General features: G+C 42.8%; 16 protein-coding genes, 1 pseudogene and 1 riboswitch. Of the genes and pseudogenes, 5 read left to right on the top strand and 12 right to left on the bottom strand.

The window, feature by feature from the left end:
• The 3 genes from QWY16_RS09295 to QWY16_RS09285 are packed head-to-tail and all read right to left on the bottom strand — an operon-like array spanning position 1 to position 2,570.
• The gene (locus tag QWY16_RS09295; RefSeq protein ID WP_300992984.1) at positions 1-714 is read right to left on the bottom strand and encodes an ABC transporter ATP-binding protein; all 714 of its coding nucleotides are present in this window, start codon (positions 712-714) and stop codon (positions 1-3) included.
• A gap of 14 nt (positions 715-728) precedes the next feature.
• On the bottom strand, positions 729-1,568 hold the full coding sequence (locus tag QWY16_RS09290) for an ABC transporter permease (RefSeq protein WP_300992981.1): 840 nt from the start codon (positions 1,566-1,568) through the stop codon (positions 729-731).
• 12 nt (positions 1,569-1,580) lie between these two features.
• Entirely contained in the window at positions 1,581-2,570 is a 990-nt protein-coding gene (locus tag QWY16_RS09285; RefSeq protein WP_300992977.1) for an aliphatic sulfonate ABC transporter substrate-binding protein, read from the bottom strand.
• A gap of 157 nt (positions 2,571-2,727) precedes the next feature.
• Positions 2,728-2,840, bottom strand: a riboswitch (SAM riboswitch).
• Between the two features lie 211 nt (positions 2,841-3,051).
• On the opposite strand from QWY16_RS09285, the gene QWY16_RS09280 reads away from it, so the two are divergent.
• Positions 3,052-3,681 carry a homoserine/threonine efflux transporter gene (locus QWY16_RS09280; protein WP_300992974.1) on the top strand — a complete coding sequence of 210 codons (630 nt, stop codon included), beginning with the start codon at positions 3,052-3,054 and terminating at the stop codon, positions 3,679-3,681.
• A 215-nt stretch (positions 3,682-3,896) separates the two neighbouring features.
• On the opposite strand, the gene QWY16_RS09275 is transcribed toward QWY16_RS09280, so the two are convergent.
• Complete coding sequence (locus QWY16_RS09275) at positions 3,897-4,241, bottom strand: CPCC family cysteine-rich protein (RefSeq protein WP_300992971.1); 345 nt, start codon at positions 4,239-4,241, stop codon at positions 3,897-3,899.
• 162 nt (positions 4,242-4,403) lie between these two features.
• Here QWY16_RS09275 and QWY16_RS09270 point away from each other — a divergent pair, with 162 nt between their 5' ends.
• The gene (locus QWY16_RS09270; RefSeq protein ID WP_300992968.1) at positions 4,404-5,072 is read left to right on the top strand and encodes a DNA alkylation repair protein; all 669 of its coding nucleotides are present in this window, start codon (positions 4,404-4,406) and stop codon (positions 5,070-5,072) included.
• A gap of 160 nt (positions 5,073-5,232) precedes the next feature.
• Here QWY16_RS09270 and QWY16_RS09265 read toward each other — a convergent pair whose 3' ends face one another.
• From QWY16_RS09265 to QWY16_RS09255, 3 genes are all read right to left on the bottom strand, one after another.
• On the bottom strand, positions 5,233-5,916 hold the full coding sequence (locus QWY16_RS09265; protein ID WP_300992965.1) for a hypothetical protein: 684 nt from the start codon (positions 5,914-5,916) through the stop codon (positions 5,233-5,235).
• 123 nt (positions 5,917-6,039) lie between these two features.
• Complete coding sequence (locus QWY16_RS09260; protein WP_300992962.1) at positions 6,040-6,345, bottom strand: hypothetical protein; 306 nt, start codon at positions 6,343-6,345, stop codon at positions 6,040-6,042.
• A 304-nt stretch (positions 6,346-6,649) separates the two neighbouring features.
• Positions 6,650-7,405: a hypothetical protein gene (locus tag QWY16_RS09255; protein ID WP_300992958.1), complete on the bottom strand. Its 756-nt coding sequence runs from the start codon at positions 7,403-7,405 to the stop codon at positions 6,650-6,652.
• Positions 7,406-7,722: 317 nt separating this feature from the next.
• Between QWY16_RS09255 and QWY16_RS09250 the strand changes: the two genes are divergently transcribed.
• Positions 7,723-8,286 carry a hypothetical protein gene (locus QWY16_RS09250; protein WP_300992955.1) on the top strand — a complete coding sequence of 188 codons (564 nt, stop codon included), beginning with the start codon at positions 7,723-7,725 and terminating at the stop codon, positions 8,284-8,286.
• Positions 8,287-8,412: 126 nt separating this feature from the next.
• Here QWY16_RS09250 and QWY16_RS09245 read toward each other — a convergent pair whose 3' ends face one another.
• A complete protein-coding gene (locus tag QWY16_RS09245) occupies positions 8,413-8,910 on the bottom strand; it encodes a GNAT family N-acetyltransferase (protein WP_300992952.1) in 498 nt (165 codons plus the stop codon).
• Positions 8,911-9,524: 614 nt separating this feature from the next.
• Here QWY16_RS09245 and QWY16_RS09240 point away from each other — a divergent pair.
• Positions 9,525-9,926: a YidH family protein gene (locus QWY16_RS09240; RefSeq protein WP_300992949.1), complete on the top strand. Its 402-nt coding sequence runs from the start codon at positions 9,525-9,527 to the stop codon at positions 9,924-9,926.
• A 467-nt stretch (positions 9,927-10,393) separates the two neighbouring features.
• On the opposite strand, the gene QWY16_RS09235 is transcribed toward QWY16_RS09240, so the two are convergent.
• Positions 10,394-11,596, bottom strand: coding sequence for an aminotransferase-like domain-containing protein (locus tag QWY16_RS09235; RefSeq protein ID WP_300992946.1), 1,203 nt, complete (start codon positions 11,594-11,596; stop codon positions 10,394-10,396).
• Positions 11,597-12,038: 442 nt separating this feature from the next.
• Between QWY16_RS09235 and QWY16_RS09230 the strand changes: the two genes are divergently transcribed.
• Complete coding sequence (locus QWY16_RS09230; RefSeq protein ID WP_300992944.1) at positions 12,039-13,037, top strand: TRM11 family methyltransferase; 999 nt, start codon at positions 12,039-12,041, stop codon at positions 13,035-13,037.
• A 140-nt stretch (positions 13,038-13,177) separates the two neighbouring features.
• Here QWY16_RS09230 and QWY16_RS09225 read toward each other — a convergent pair whose 3' ends face one another.
• The 3 genes and pseudogenes from QWY16_RS09225 to QWY16_RS09215 form a co-directional block, all read right to left on the bottom strand.
• Positions 13,178-14,290, bottom strand: a complete 1,113-nt coding sequence (locus QWY16_RS09225; RefSeq protein ID WP_300992942.1) for a glycosyltransferase family 2 protein — start codon at positions 14,288-14,290, stop codon at positions 13,178-13,180.
• A 39-nt stretch (positions 14,291-14,329) separates the two neighbouring features.
• Entirely contained in the window at positions 14,330-15,856 is a 1,527-nt protein-coding gene (locus QWY16_RS09220; RefSeq protein ID WP_300992940.1) for a phytoene desaturase family protein, read from the bottom strand.
• Positions 15,853-16,068, bottom strand: a pseudogene (locus tag QWY16_RS09215) (glycosyl-4,4'-diaponeurosporenoate acyltransferase CrtO family protein). The gene QWY16_RS09220 and the pseudogene QWY16_RS09215 overlap by 4 nt, the downstream one beginning before the upstream one ends.
• Between the last annotated feature and the right edge of the window lie 6 nt (positions 16,069-16,074).

Genomic DNA, 16,074 nt, shown 5'->3' with positions numbered 1-16,074 from the left:
TTACTCGACCACCTTTTTACTCTGTAGTAGATTAAGTATTTCTGATTTCTTTTCTGCAAGAAGTGCACTTCCGCGATTTCTTGGTTTTGCAGCTTCCACTGTCAATTCCGCTTGCAGATAACCCGGCTGTCCGCCAAGGATGAAGATGCGGTCACATAAATACAGCGCTTCGTCAATGTCATGCGTCACCACCACCATCGTGGAAAGCTGCTTTTTTTGAATTTCCAATAACAAGTCCTGCAATTGCATTTTTGTGAATGCATCCAGTGCGCTAAAAGGTTCATCTAAAAGCAGCACAGCCGGCTGCCCGATCAACGCGCGGGCAATAGCGGTTCTTTGAGCCATTCCCCCTGATAAATCTTTCGGATAATAATCCCCGAAATCGCTTAACCCTACCAGATCCAAATAATCCCGCACTTCTACATTTTTTACATCTTTGTTTCCGAATAAAATATTGTCTTTGACCGACAGCCAGGGCATAAGCCGAGGTTCCTGAAATATCATGCCAATCGGCTGTTCGCCCGCTTCAGCTATTTTTATTTCTCCTTCGAAATCCTTATCCAGACCGGACAACACCCGGAGAAGGGTACTTTTCCCGCATCCACTCGTTCCCAGAATTCCAACCGTCTCACCTTCTTGAATGGAAAACGATAGATTCTTAAATCCTGCAAGTCCGTTATTGAATGTCCTTGAAGCCTCTTTCACTTCCAGCATATTGACACCTCCTCTTATTGTTGGTTCTGTAAATTATCCTGCCATCTCAAGGCACGCGCTTCCAGCGATTTCAATAAAGCGTCTGTCAGCTTCCCGAGTATGGCAAAAAGGATGATGCTTGCCATGATGAGCTCAGGCGAATATGTATTCTGGCCAACAACCAGTAAATAGCCGAGCCCTTGCCCTGCGCCCATCAGTTCAGCAGCGACAACGAACATCCAGCCCAAGCCGACGCCGCTGCGCAAGCCGACAAGAAAAGACGGCAGAGATGCTGGCAAAATGATTCGGCGCACAATCTGGAACGAAGTAAAGTGATAAATCTTCCCAACTTCAATCAGCTTGCGGTCTACACCTTGAATACCGGAGACGATATTCAAATAAACCGGAAAGAAAACACCCACTGCAATCAGCAGTACTTTGGACGGTTCTCCAATTCCCATCCACAAAATGAATAAGGGCACCCAGGCAAGGGAAGGAATCGATCTGAATGCTTGGATCAATGGATCCACAAGCTGTTCAAACCACTTGAAATAGCCCACAAAAGAACCCAATACAAGGGCCAGCATAGTCCCGGCAAAAAACCCGATCAGTACGCGAAGAAAAGTAATGCCGATATGCCCCCAAAGGGTTCCGTCTTGAGCCATCTCTACAATCTTTTGAAAAATTATGGTAGGGGCTGGAAAAACATAGGTGTCTATCAAGCCAAGACGTGCGGCTGCTTCCCAAGAGACCAAAAGAACGATCGGCAATATCCACCCGAGTACCAGGCCTCTAAACTTATTTGAATCCGTGCGGGATTTCGGCTTACTACTTTTCTCTATCGGAAAATCATTAGTTTTAGCGTTGATCGTCATCCAATTCGCCCCCTATTCCGTTGCGATCACTTTTTTCGCAAATCGGTCAATAATTAATTCACTAACTGTTTTTTCAATATCTGCATCGCCTTTAATCACGTTTTCCGACTTCAAGACAGCGCCAGCCTCTTCAAGTGCCTCGATTTGCTTATCGCCGGGAATGGGATCTGAGAAATCATTTCGCTCGATGCTTTTCTTAGCCACTTCCAACTCCATGTCTGCTTCTTTTGCCAAGATTTCTGCTGCTTCATCCGGATTTTCTACAACCCATTTCCGCGCTTTCTCATATACCTCAATTACTTTTTCTACAGCTTCCGGATTCTGTTCTGCAAATTCCGACCGGACATTCAACGTGCCATATGTATTTTTGTCATGGTCACGCGAGAATAAGTTTGCGCCGGAATCCACTTCAACTCTTGCCATATGCGGATCAAGGCCCGCCCACGCATCAACTTGGCCAGTTAACAAGGCATTGGCGCCATCCGCATGCTGCAAGTTCACAATCTCCAAATCCTTCGATGAAAGGCCTGCTTCCTGAAGTGAACGCAGAAGGAAGATGTAGGGATCCGTTCCTAAAGTGGCGGCAACTTTCTTGCCTTTCAAGTCCTCGACTGTTTTGATTGGTGAATCTTCCGTTGCTACCAGCGCAGTCCATTCTGGTTTCGAATAAATATAGACGGACTCGATGGGTGAGCCATTCGATTTTGCGATTAACGCAGCTGCTCCCGCAGTGGATCCGAAATCTACGCTTTTCGAATTCAAAAACTCCAATGCCTTATTGCTTCCTTGGCTCAGAACCCATTCCACTTCGATGCCTTCTTTCTCAAAAACTTCTTCTGCCCATCCGAATTCCTTTAAAGCCAAGCTCGTTGGCGAGTAATAGGCATAATCCAGAACTACTTTTTTCAACGCGCCTTGCTCTTTTCCTTGTGCATTTGAACAAGCCCCCAAGATAAACGACGCACCTACTAGCAACAACACAACTGCAATAATCTTCTTCATTCTAAATTCCTCCCGACATAATTTTTAATAATTCTTTTTATAATTTTATTTACTTAACAGATTCGTTTACTAGGTTTTACACATACAACTGCTCTCCTTTCTTGAACCCAAAATATAAAAAAGCCCCCTTCAATTAAGAAGAGGGCAGAAAATCCTCCTCTTATCTTTCCGATTCAATCGAATCAGTAGGATTTAGCACCTTTTCAGAATGTTATTCTGTTGGTTGCCGGGCTTCACAGGGCCTATTCCCTCCGCCGCTCTTGATAAGAGTGCTATTCACTTTTAAATGTACAAATTTTCAATCAGTCGAACCATTAGGAATTATCATACAATAGGCTCGAATTAAAAGTCAACCAGTTTTGAATTTTTTTCCTTCTGAACTTTTTTCATATAAAGTTTTTTTAGTCAGATTGCTTTAAATTTTCAAACCATGTAAAATTACTGGAATTACTTTTTTCATTTTCTATTAGGGGGAATTGCTGTGGATAATTTGTTTGCCTATATTTCAATAGCTGCCATGATGGTGATCATACCTGGGGCGGACACGATGCTGCTGATGAAAAATACGCTTCGGCACGGACCTAAGGCCGGTTATTATACGACGCTCGGAATGGCAGCCGGTCTTTCTTTTTGGACCTTGATTGCGGTTCTGGGCTTAGCGGTAGTGATTGCCCAATCGATCGTTCTCTTCACTTTGATCAAATATATAGGAGCTGCCTACCTAGTCTATTTAGGAATCAGAAGCTTTTTCTCGAAAAGCGGATTTTCTTTAGGGGAAATTCAGGAACAGGCACGCAAGCCGGCTGCCTCTTCCGTTCGGCACAACAAAGAATCCTTCAGGCAAGCGTTGCTGAGCAATGTTCTTAATCCCAAGACCGTGTTGGTCTATATCACGGTTATGCCTCAATTCATCGACATAAGCGGGAATGTAAACCAGCAATTGATGGTGTTGGCATTCATCTTAACTCTGCTGGCTGTCACTTGGTTCTTGTTCCTGGTGAACCTCATGGATTTAGCGAAAAAATGGCTGAATGACCCGAAATTCCAAAAGGTTTTCCAAAAGACGGCGGGTGCAGTACTGGTCGGTTTTGGAATAAAAACCGCGATTTGACCGATGGATTAACCGTTCAAGTGGAATCTCCAAAGCCGTTCAGGCAACTGAACGGCTTTTTGACGTTTTCTTTTAATCATGTTTCTTTCATCCAGTCCTTAAATTGATTACAACAATCCATGAGGGCATCCAATAAAGACGAAAAGTTGTGCCTGGATCGGCCTCGGATCTCTTTTTGGATGCAAGCAGCTTTTCCAAATTCGTTATACGTAAAATCAAGAAAGCAAATTCAGCTCATTTTCTAACTTGCGGATCTCATTCCATTTTTCTTTTCTATTTGCCTGCTTGTCTTTTTCCCACCCTTCATAAGCTTTTATTAATTTTTTCTTCCCGACTATAATGGCATCAAAATCATTCTTCTCTCTGTACATATTAAAGTTCTTTTGAAAATTGTTTCTTGCTTCTTCGAGCGAATAATCTCCATTGGGTCCTCCGAAAACTTCCGCTGAAGAAAGTTCATCATGGTTTTCGTCTTCCCAATCACAAAGTATACATATTTCAAAATCTCCTCTTGTCTGTAATGTAGGATACCCGCAGCAAGGGCATTTTTCTCTTCTCATTTAAAAACCCCTTTTCCAAATTTTACTATTCATTCAAACAGTTTCTTTACAAAGGAATGCTCTTTTCGCATCCAACTAAAAGGAAGTAAATGTTATGATTATATTAAAGACGTTGTTCTTGTCTTATGGGTGGGAACAGCTTTAATAAAGGAGTTTTATAAAATGAATGAAACTAAAGGCACTGAAATCAAACGCTCTTCAACAGCAGAAGACATTCTCGCTCAGATCACCAGTCACACGAAGCTAGGCGACTTACGGAAAATCGCGAAGGACATTAAAAAAGACCACGAACTCGCGATGGAACTTTGGTCAACCGGAGCGTTTTTGCCCCGCCTGTTAGCAATCTTAATCATGGACAAAAAACTTCTTTCACCAGAGGTGCTGAATGAGCTTGATCAGGACATGCAGACGCACACATTTGATGAGCGCAACAACTTAATGGATTGGCTAATGGCGAATCAGCTCACCAAAGACAAGAAGACCCTGGCAGTGATGGGGTCATGGCAACAGAGTCCTTCTGCTCTACAAAGAAGAGCTTTCTGGTATTATCAAGGGCGATTGAGATGGACGGGACAAACCCCGCCTGATAACACCGCAGACTTGCTAGCTGTAATGGAAGCTGCTATTACGCAGGAAGAACCGGAAGTTCAATGGGCGATGAATTTCACCGCAGGCTGGATAGGCGTTTACGATGAAAAGAATCGCGCACGCTGCATTAAACTGGGTGAGAAAACGGGTCTCTACAAAGACGAAGTCGTATCAAAAGGATGCACTCCCAACTATTTGCCGGAGTTCATTTCGATTGAAGTTAACAAACGGCATAATAATTAGTTGCCTCTGAAAATTTTTCAGAGGTTTTTTAAAACTGCTCTTATTTTTTGATCTACATGCGTTGAATATATGTAGTCAAAGTGTAGGATTTTATCATTAATCGGAAACGCCCTTAAAGCTTCAGTGGCTGTCCATTTCACTAGGGGGCTTTAAATAGGCACTATTCTTCTTCGGAATTTTGGTTAGTTACCAGCGTATCATTTATCTGTGTGATCACTGTATCTTTCGGCAAGTTTGAAATGAGTTTCTCCAGAAGGAAATATTTCTCCTCGTTCGAGAATAAGTAGAACCCTGCCCCGTCGTGAAAAATGGTCATAAAGGTGGTTCCCTGCCCGATTTTGAAACTTGCAATCGACCGTTTTCTTTTTCTCTTCCACTCAACCACTTCTCCTAATTCGAACAGTAAATTGTCGGAAAAAGAAATTGAGAAAAACTCATTCTCGGCGGCCAGCCAGTATGTTTTATTCAGCAAAAAAGCTAAAGAATCCGAATCAGTGATCCTTGCAGTAAAGCAAGGCGGGTGATATTGGTGCTTCCCAGAGAAATCATAATAAGTCCTTTTTTCTTCAAGGCTGCTTAACGTGAAATCAATTTTATTTTCATGTAAAAAAGCCCGATATTCGCCAGTTTGTTCCTCGTACACAATAAAAGTAATGAACAAAGGATACCTGTTTTGGCAAAGTAGAAACTCCAGTAAAAAATTTTTGTTTTGTTCTACATAACCTTCTCCATCAGCACCGATGAAATATGCAGATTCTAATTCTCCGTCGAACCTTATATAATGGCCTAACTCTTCTAAAAACTTGTTTGAAACTTTTTCTTCTGCAATCCATATTTCAGCCATATTTTCCCCTTCTCACTTTTTCTATAATAATGCAGGTTTACTAACACTTTCATATAGAGATGAATTAAAGTTATGCAAATGCTTAATGACGCAGCCAGTTTTCACTAAGCGGCTGACTGAACTCTATCCCCACCACATGACCGTCACAAAAAAAGACCAAGTGGATGCACTAGGTGCTACTGTGAATAAAATCAACAAATAAAACTCACGATTTTTTGAAACAGCTTCCTGTTTCGTGAATAAACGAAATAGCAAAAAACCGGATGCCAGGTATAGAAGGATGCCAAAAATAGTCAACCCTGTTAAGTAATAAATTGGCGAAAGCGATACAAAGTATTCACTCAAAAAGTATGCGATTCCTTGTCCAAATACACAAAAAATGGTTGCTAGCAGAAAGCTGCCAATCAACATTGCATAAAATTTTTTCATCAAAGCCCCCGTTTCTTCTAATCCTCAACCAACATTTTTCAATTACTGTGACAAAACAGAACTTTTCTGCTCTATTACTCCATTCGAGCGAAGGCCCGATTAAAAGGTATCATCGCATTTTAACTAAAAAGGATCGTTGCCATAACAAACTATTTTAGGCAGCGTTTTGAGAATGCTTTCCCTACTCTCTTTTAATTCCTCTTACCGCATGAAATTCCCTTTTTAAACCAATACAATTATTCCCCATAAACCGTACATAAAAGCATCTTTCCCAAACCAAATCCTTTAGGGGCTCCCCTTTTTACTATCTGTTAACGAATGGTTTAAAAGCACGCACCTCGTAATCCGAAATGGTAAGAAACAAAAAATCATGGCGCTGGAAAATCGCCCTTGTCGCATAGGGGAACGCTCTCAGGGATTCCGAAACATGTCCCGTGGTCTGGAATTCCCAACACCACAGCTTGCTCTCTTCAATAAACACCCCGAATTCATGAGTTAAGGCAAAGGCAATGACATTGCCAGGATTAAAAGGGATTTCCAGCGTATTTTCTTTTTCAAGCTGCTCGTTCAAAAAGAGCAGTTCCCGGGTTTCCCAGCTCAGACATGCATAAGGCTTATAACGTGCAAAAAGAACTTCGTATAATAGTTTGTTTTGGAGTGCAATGTCAATAAAAGATTCGGGCTTATGGAATGGTGCTGCGTAATTTAATCTATTTTTACCAAGCTTCTTTCCGAACACACCTTCATCGGCATAAACACAAAGAACTCCTTCTCTATAGGGAAATAGCTCAAAGATATCGTTGCCGACATCGCATTCGGAAACCAATTCCCCTCTCAGTGTGTAAAAAGAGAGGGTTGAATCGTTCAAGAGACAAAAATGGTCTTTTACAAAACGAATCTTCGAATATCCTGTGCGCCCGGTCAGAATCTTGTTGCCGTTTAACTCGACGATATTTTCGCCTCTGCCTTTCAATAAAACGATGACCTGATCTTTTTTACAGTCCGCATCGAGAATGACCAGCTGGTCACTTGTATAAATTACCTCTTCCTTTATAAACATTATGTTAAGTCCCCTTCTGCTAAGTTGTGATATGTAAATCATATATTAAAGCCTTTCAGAACAGCCTATTAACGTAACATTTTTTCTAGTGAACTTGCTGGAATTCATTGTAATGAAGTTTCGGATATAACTTAGTTGCCAATAATTTAATTTCGGAATTAATGTAAACAGTAAAGAACCAATTAAAAAATGGAATATCACTGGAAATAAATTGCTATAATGAATGGAGAAAATGAAATTGAAGAACGAAACAGAAACTATATATACAGAACGTAGAAATAATACTTCTTAATTAAAATTCCAAAGGGGCATTAAAAATGAGAAAAATAGTAGTGTTTGCTGTTTCATTTATTCTGATTCTAGGCGTGGCTTATACCTTGTTTTATATGAATCAATATGCCATTGAACCAGAAGAAGATGCGATTCATACTGGTTTGGCAGATTGGCAAACTAGTGGAGAACAGACGGGTTTTGAGTTTAACATATTAGGAATCACCCCAATCAACCAAACGAATACTCATATTGTGTTATTTGAAACTGATGATCATAGTATTGGCTACGCCCGATTGGTGAAAGGATGGAACGGGAAGTACAAAATCACGAATTCAGGCTGGGGTACTAATCTTGTTAAATACGTTGATATCCAGACAAGTGAGGGAATGTACGGCATCCTCATCGGCAAAAATCCCGGGTTGGAAATTGATCATATCGTTGCGGAATCTCCAGATAAAGAATTTGGTTTTACAGCTGCCGTGTCCAATGCCGAAACCTTCGTCCGGTATCAGAAATTGCCAAGTGGGTTAAAAGAGGCTTTTCCTGCTGATATAACACTTTATGATGACAGTGGAAAAGTCCTTAATCCACTGCGCAAAGAGTGGTAACGTGGTTACCGAAAAATTACCTGCAGAACAAAGGTTTATAAATGATTTAAAGAGAGCAGGTAAAATAAAAAAGTCCATTTATACATCTGATAAGATACATCCGAAACCTTTTACTTTTGATGCAGATTAAATTAACTTTGACATGTAGTATTCATCCACATAGTGGTCGTTGATTAAGAGAGAATCTCTTTTTATCCCTTCAATTTCGAAACCCATTTTCTTGTACAAGGCAACAGCCGCCTCATTTTCGGCAACCACGGTCAAATCCAGCCGATGGAGATTTACTTTCTTGGCCCAAGCCAGCATATGCGAAAACAAGGCTTTTCCGATGCCCTTTCCACGGCTATCGCTATGAATGCCGATCACAAGATACGCCCGGTGTGAAATACGCTTTGGCTTTTCGCTTTGAGCAATCAGGTAACCCAAAATGCGTTCCTTTTCACAGGCGATAAAGATCCTTGATTTTTCCTGCTGGTTCGTCGCTTCGATGAATGCAGCAAACGATTCAAGCACAATTTCCCTTTCGCCCGGATCAAACAGCATATACCCGGATTCCTCTGCACTCCTCATTACTTCCGCTAGTTGTTCAGCATCATTCCCGTCCGCTTCTCGGATTTCAAACATCTTAAGCACTCCTATTTCTTGAAAATTTGTATTATGTAAAACTGCACTTTTAAATGATGCATAATGACTAATAGGCTAAATTCAGTTTTCATATTCTAATACGATAGAAGTAGAGGTTCTCTTCTTCCAACCTTTTAATCAATAATAGCAGCCTTTCCAATAATTTAACTACATCATTTCTGCAAAACACTAAGCATTCTCGTCCGCCTAGCGTTTGTTTGTCGGAAAATGCACAAATTTTCCAGTCAACTCCAGTTTTTCAGGGGAATTCGTAAATAAGGAGTGCCAAGCCGCAATCATACTTTTCATTGTTTATATCCTCACTGGATACGAACCTAAAAGATTGCCTGCGTTTATTAGAAAAAGAGAAGGGTAAAGAATGAGAGTCGGTAAGGATAAAGAGACCCCGAGACGAATAACCCGAGTGATTCAAAGTTTTTAGAAATTAATCAAAGAACCAGAAGATGGCGAAGGGCCATTTCGTGATGGAACTGTAAATCCCTTCTGAATGGGTGCCAATGCATTAACAAATGTAAAATTTTTAAAATTACTGAAGAACTCTTAAGATTTTTGTTCATATGAAATAACTTCTTAATCTAGGTGGTTTAAAATGTATGGAAAACGAAAATAAGAAAAAAGAACACGAAGAAAATCAACTAAAATTTGCTCAGCAGCATATGGCCAATGAACGCACATATTTAGCCTGGTTACGAACCGCCATAGCTATCATAGGAATTGGCTTCTTAACAGTCTCTTTGCATTTAACCATCGGGAAAAGTCATCGGATAAGTGATTTTCTGGCTATTCTGCTTACTATCCTATCCAGCGTGGCTGGTTTTGGTGTCATCATAAATGCAGCGGTTCAATATTTTAGGAAACGAAAACAAATTCAGGAGCAGCGCTTTCATTCCACCCATGTATCCATAATAGTGGGGTTACTGGCTTTGCTTGTTGTGCTTCTGGTCGCCGTTATGTATATTTTTGTTCAATTTATGCATATTGAAGAGAACCTGTAAGGAGAGTTTAGTGGAGGTGCAGCCTTCACTAAACTCTCCTTTTTCTGACCGTTCGTAAAGGCACATCTTTTAAGACGAAAGGGAAAGAAAAAGCTGTTCAAAACTTATTTACATCTGTTTCGGTTGATGAAATTCCCATACGCTCCTAGCAGTTCGCTGTTGTGGCTGCGCCGATATGCCCGAAATGCAACAACCCGTTCGCATACGGCCATGCTCCTCCAATAAGTACACTCATACGATCCACTCCCCTGTAAAAATATAAAAAACCCCGCCTTTATCCGAAATCGATAAAGACGAGGTTGATTCGTGGTTACACTTTAATTTGCTGCTAACTCATATTACCAGCCTTATTCAGTTCATAGCCGCTGCTTTTATACTGCGGATTTGATGACGAGCACTAACTCTAGTCGCATTTTACTGATTCCAAACCGGAATGTTCAAACCGAAGCTCTCTGGAAAAAGACGGATTATTTCACCGCAGCTTCTATTCTTAATTCCTGATGAAGTACTTCTCCGATGCGTTTCATGCCTTCAATGATTCGCTCTTCTGAAGTATTTGAGAAGTTTAGCCGAAGCGCATTTCTTTTTGAGCCGGTTGCAAAAAAGGCATCTCCCGACAGCACAGCCACACCTTTTTCAAGGCCAATTATTGAGATTTTTCTGGAGTCGATGGTGTCAGGAAGTTCTACCCAAATGAACAATCCGCCTGCCGGTTTCACACAGGAAACAGCTTCTGGGAAGTACTGATTTACACATTCATACATCGTTTGGCATCTGTCGCGATAAGCGGCGTTGATCTTCTCGATATGTACATCGATATCATTCTGTTCCATGTACTTCGAAGTGATCCGCTGCGCAAAGCCATCGGAATGCATATCTGCGGATTCCTTGAATCCCATGTATTTTTCGATAATCGCTTCATCGGCACAAATCCAGCCAAGCCGGAGTCCCGGTGCGAATATTTTAGAGAAAGAACTCATGTAAATAACACGGCCCTCTTTATCAAAATGCTTGATCGGCGGAATTGGTGTTCCGGAAAAACGGATGGCACCGTACGGATTATCTTCCAAAATCAATACGTCGTATTGTTGAGCCAGCTCCAGCATCCGCTTTCTTCGATCCAGGCTCAGCGTGCGACCCGTCGGGTTCTGGAAATCAGGAATCGTATAGATGAATTTTGCTTGGGGATTTTCTTGAAGCCTCTTTTCCAACCTTTCCATAATCATGCCGTTCTCATCCATCTCAACGTCTACAATATGGGCGTTGCAGAGGTTGAAAACGTTAAGCGCCGCCAGATAAGTCGGGCTTTCGCAGATGACCGTATCTCCTTCATCCAGAAAAAGGCGGCCCGTCAAGTCAATCGCCTGCTGGGAACCGGATGTGATCATGACTTGGTTCAAATTCGCCTGGATGCCGATCGCTTCCATTCGCTCAAGCGTTTTTCTGCGGAGCGGGGCATGACCCTCGGTCGGGCTGTATTGAAGGGCAACCGGTCCATCTTCAGTCAGAACAGCTTCACTTGCTTTTTTCAGGGCCTCCATAGGAAACAGTTCTGGGGCCGGAAGACCACCGGCAAAAGAAATCAAATCCGGTTGTTCTCCAGCTGTTAAGATGATCCGCATATCCGAAGGTTTCATCTGGTTGGCTCTCTTGGTGAATTTATGAATCATTGTCTGATCCTCCTAGGTACTGTAAATTGTAAAAATCGACTTTATTATCATCTCGTCCAATCCAAATGATTGAATGAACAGCTAAAACGAGTGTAATAAACTTTTTCGCAAATAACTTAGGCCTGTGGCTCATGTGACAGGTAACAGAATTTCATCCTATTTCCTTAAGAAAACATTTTACACTAATTTCACCGTCAATAGGTGTTTGATGTTTGGTATTGATGCTTTAATTGGTCAATGCAAACATATTCTTCTTTAAAGTTCATCTTCATTCCGCTTTTCAATATACCGATTTCAACCAATTAACTCGTGGCTGTTTTTTATCACATCCACTTTCGAGACTGTCATCTTTTTGATGCTCCATGTGCCTTATTCTTCTGTCGTTATTGGTATACTTGTTCCATGCAGTCGGGACAAGACGCATAAAGAAGGACGGGATGAATTGAAACGATTAACTCCAACAGGTGAATTTATCTATACATATGCATATCATCAAGACGAGGAAGAATTATGCCATTTGGAGATGCGCGCTTTTTTCGGAAAAGACACCGAAGAGAAAGTCATCAAAAGCATGCGCGGCATTGATCCGAGCAGAAGCCCATTCATCAAGGAGCGAATTGAGTTGCTGTTTGAGGGCGCGGAATTAGCGGATATTTTGGAACAGGCGGCTAAAGTGGATATGGAAAGTGCCACGTTTAAAGTAATTTTCCCAAAAATCAACGGATTGGCTTTGGCTAATAAAGTGGATTACGCGGCAAAACGTGAAATCGAACGGCAGATCGGCTTTGTGATCACAGGGAAAGCAGATGTCCATAACCCGGATATCACTTTTGGAATAATTTTGTTCGGGGGCCGTTGGTATTTTGGAAAATACCTGCAAAGTGAGTCTGTCTGGTTCAAGCATCAGCGAAAACCGCGTGAATATTCCACTGCCTTGAGTACAAGAGTGGCGCGTGCTATCGCCAATATTGCAGTTCCTGAGCCAGCGGGAGTCAAAGCGATCGATCCGTGCTGCGGTATTGGAACCGTGCTGGTCGAAGCCCTGTCGATGGGGATCGACATTGTCGGCCGGGACATTAATCCGCTGGTCGTCGATGGTTCGCGGGAAAACATCGCGCATTTCGGTTTGTCTGGAACAGTCGACTTGGGAGCGATCGCCGATATCACACAGCAATATGACGTGGCAATCATTGATATGCCTTATAACCTTTACACGCACGCGACGCCTGATGAACAGCAGGAAATTCTCAAGCACGCATTGCCATTCACCGAAAAACTGCTTGTCGTGACCATTGATCCCATCGATTACATGATACAAGATGCCGGCTTCACGGTAACTGACCGCTGCATTGCAAAAAAAGGATTATTCCTGCGGGAAATTCTAGTGTGTGAGAGAACAATTGAACCTTCCCCGTCTGTTGAAGAATTACAGGAAGCGTAAAATTTAAGGCATGGCTGCAAGAACAAAAGCGGATTTTAGGGACAGCTGCAAAAAATCACTCGGACAATGATGTCCGGGTGATTTTTGTTGGATTGCTACTTTCAATTTTTTATGCGTTTGATCAGATTATGGAATGGCACTCAAACGTTTATCTTCCGCCCTTTCCAAGTTACCGTGTGCAGGACATTCACCCGGAACAAGGAGTACAGATAAATTCCAGTGAAAAATAAAAACAGAACGGGATAAAACAAGAAAATGGACCGTGGAAAGTTACCGCATCTGCGCGCGAACAGCCCGGTTTGAACTGCATAAATCAAATACAACAGACCACTAATCAAGATTGCAGCAGCGTCTGCTGACGCAATGGCGGAAATCAAGGCAATCGCACTGGTGAAGCTGCCGGCAATCCAAATGATGGTCATCCCCATAACAAGCGGATGGGTGGATTTTGAACCAATGGCGAAGCTTTTACACCAGCCTTCGATCAGGCTTTTAAGACCTTCCGGATACATCCGGGACGAGATGATCCCTTTTCCGCCGAGGCAGTGGACGGGAAGGTTTTTTTCAAGAAACGCCTCGCCGAGCGCCAAATCATCCATAAGGGCACCTTCGATTTTTTGATGGCCTCCGGTTAAAAAATAATCCTCTTTATTGCATAAGATGCACGGACCGAACGAGCCGGCCGTCTTAAACCGGTCTCCCCAAACGGTAAAACCATTCATTCCGACAACCACGATTACGTTGAATACAGCAGAAAGGTTTTCATATAGCCGGTGGACCGTATGGAACGGCTGCAAAGCCAGAATCCCTTTGGCGCCTTTCTCCTTATAGGAAAGAAGCAAATTCCGGATGCCGTCAGCGTCCGTGAAATGGGTATCCGCATCTAAGAATAAAAGCCACTCCCCTTTTGCCTGATTCGCGCCGTACCAGCAGGCCGCCGACTTTCCTGCGCCCAGCCGTTCCTCTTTCTTCTGAAGAACCGTTGCACCTAAAGCTTCCGCGACTTCAGCCGTATTGTCCGATGAATCATCATCAACTACCAATATTTCAAATGACCGATGATTTTGGCCATTTAATGACTCCAATAACGGCGTGATCCGGTTGCTTTCATTTCTGGCAGGAATGATGACGGACAGAAACGGTAAATCTGATTGCTCACGCGGCTTTGGTCTCGGCAACGACTTGAACATGATGAAGCCGACCCCGACCGCAGCAAAACCGATTGCCAGGTTAATGAAGTTTGAAGCTTCCATTTGAACACCCCCTAACTGAATTTGGCTATCGCCGGCAAGTTAATTATCGTGAGCCATGACACCTTGGTCATCATCGATCAGTTCCTGCGTAGCAATCTTTGCGGATAAAAGGACGATTGGAACCCCTGCTCCAGGGTGTGTTGAGCTGCCGGTAAAATACAAATTCGAACAATGCGTGGCCTTGCTTTGCGGCCGCAGGTGATTGCTTTGAGACAAGGTCGGCTGCAGGCCGAAAGCGGCACCTTTATAGGCATTGAATTTCGTCTCGAAATCCAGCGGCGTTATGCACGTTTCTGCAACTATTTCATCCTCAACGTGCTCAAAGCCCGGAATCTTTTTCAACGCGTTCAGAATATAGCCGCGGTAATAAGCGACGGTTTCGTCGTTCCATTCGTAAAGGGCTGTCGCCACGTTTGAAACCGGCATCAAAATATATAAGCCGTCTTTTCCCTCGGGTGCCAGAGTTGGATCCATTTTCGAAGCAAGGTAAACATAGAAAGAGGCATCCGTCAGTTTTTCCCCGGAGAAAATGTCTTCCAAATTTTTGTCCAGCTTTTCATTGAAAATGAAATTATGAACCCTCTCGACTTCCGTGTATTTTCTGTCCATGCCCAAATACAATAAAAAACAAGAACAGGTATATTTCATTTTATCGATTTTTTTGTCGGTAAACTTCCCTTTGGCGGCTGGTTCTTTGACCAGATGTTTCATGGCATACGGGAAGTCCGCATTGCACACCACGAAATCTGCAGGAACCTTTTCGCCAGCCACAAGGATGCCAGTGGCTTTTTTATCTTCAATACAGATTTCCTGAACGGCCTGATTATAGAAGATTTCGCCTCCCAATTCCTTAAAGAGCCGTTCCATCGAAGAGGCCATCGTGTACATGCCGCCTTTGATAAACCAGACGCCATATAAAAACTGGAGCATCGGGATCATGGTGTAAAACGATGGGCTCTTATACGGGGAAATGCCTATGTAGAGCGTTTGGAAACTGATGATCTGCTTTAAGCGTTCGTTTTTGATGTATCGGCCGATAAACTGATTGGCGGTGTCCAGCACTTTTATTTTCGAACCCTTCCCTTTATTCATCATAGAACGGTTGTAGAAATCCCGGTGCCTGCGGAATGGCTTCTGCAAAATATCATACCTTGCAAACGCAAAAATCTTATGCGCTTCCTGGAGATACTGAAGGAATCCCCCTGTATCCGATGGACTGAGCGTTTCCAAAGTTTTGGTCAGCCGGGGAAGGTCAGAGGACATATCAATGGGCTCAGTGGGTGCATCACTGAAATATGCCCTGTACATCGGATCCAGCTTTTCCATCGGGATGTAATCATCGGGGTTTCGGCCGCACAGCTCGAATATTTCCCGATACACTTCCGGCATCATGACAATACTCGGTCCCAGATCGAATTTGTAGCCGTCGATTTCAATCCGGTTCATTTTTCCGCCGGGGGTGGATTGTTTTTCGTATAAAGCTACCTGGTAACCGGCATTTTGAAGCCTGATGGCACTTGCCAGCCCCGCCACGCCTGCTCCGATTACGATCACCTTCTTTTTCACGCTGCCCTCCTCCTTCCATTGGAAATGATGGCGTAAATACGCCCGCGGTTGTACCGCTGGGCAATAATGAGCGGCAGATTAAATAAAACCGCGTATGCAATCATTGCCTAGCTTAATCAAAAAGGATTCCATAGAAAAAGTAACGGTGCGGGTACAATGGAGAGCCAGTGGGTCAGTTCTGCCCGTTTTGTTTCTGCGGCAAAGACTTTCAAGTCATC

Source organism: Planococcus shenhongbingii (genome assembly GCF_030413635.1).
GTDB classification, from domain to species: domain Bacteria; phylum Bacillota; class Bacilli; order Bacillales_A; family Planococcaceae; genus Planococcus; species Planococcus shenhongbingii.
This window is presented reverse-complemented; position numbering and strand designations above follow the sequence as displayed.

Coding starts and splice junctions, on each gene's coding strand:
- QWY16_RS09240 (WP_300992949.1), top strand. CDS start 9,525: ATGGAAAACGAAAATAAGAAAAAAGAACACGAAGAAAATCAACTAAAA.
- QWY16_RS09275 (WP_300992971.1), bottom strand. CDS start 4,241: ATGAGAAGAGAAAAATGCCCTTGCTGCGGGTATCCTACATTACAGACA.
- QWY16_RS09260 (WP_300992962.1), bottom strand. CDS start 6,345: ATGAAAAAATTTTATGCAATGTTGATTGGCAGCTTTCTGCTAGCAACC.
- QWY16_RS09295 (WP_300992984.1), bottom strand. CDS start 714: ATGCTGGAAGTGAAAGAGGCTTCAAGGACATTCAATAACGGACTTGCA.
- QWY16_RS09290 (WP_300992981.1), bottom strand. CDS start 1,568: ATGACGATCAACGCTAAAACTAATGATTTTCCGATAGAGAAAAGTAGT.
- QWY16_RS09245 (WP_300992952.1), bottom strand. CDS start 8,910: ATGTTTGAAATCCGAGAAGCGGACGGGAATGATGCTGAACAACTAGCG.
- QWY16_RS09225 (WP_300992942.1), bottom strand. CDS start 14,290: ATGGAAGCTTCAAACTTCATTAACCTGGCAATCGGTTTTGCTGCGGTC.
- QWY16_RS09285 (WP_300992977.1), bottom strand. CDS start 2,570: ATGAAGAAGATTATTGCAGTTGTGTTGTTGCTAGTAGGTGCGTCGTTT.
- QWY16_RS09235 (WP_300992946.1), bottom strand. CDS start 11,596: ATGATTCATAAATTCACCAAGAGAGCCAACCAGATGAAACCTTCGGAT.
- QWY16_RS09265 (WP_300992965.1), bottom strand. CDS start 5,916: ATGGCTGAAATATGGATTGCAGAAGAAAAAGTTTCAAACAAGTTTTTA.
- QWY16_RS09250 (WP_300992955.1), top strand. CDS start 7,723: ATGAGAAAAATAGTAGTGTTTGCTGTTTCATTTATTCTGATTCTAGGC.
- QWY16_RS09270 (WP_300992968.1), top strand. CDS start 4,404: ATGAATGAAACTAAAGGCACTGAAATCAAACGCTCTTCAACAGCAGAA.
- QWY16_RS09255 (WP_300992958.1), bottom strand. CDS start 7,405: ATGTTTATAAAGGAAGAGGTAATTTATACAAGTGACCAGCTGGTCATT.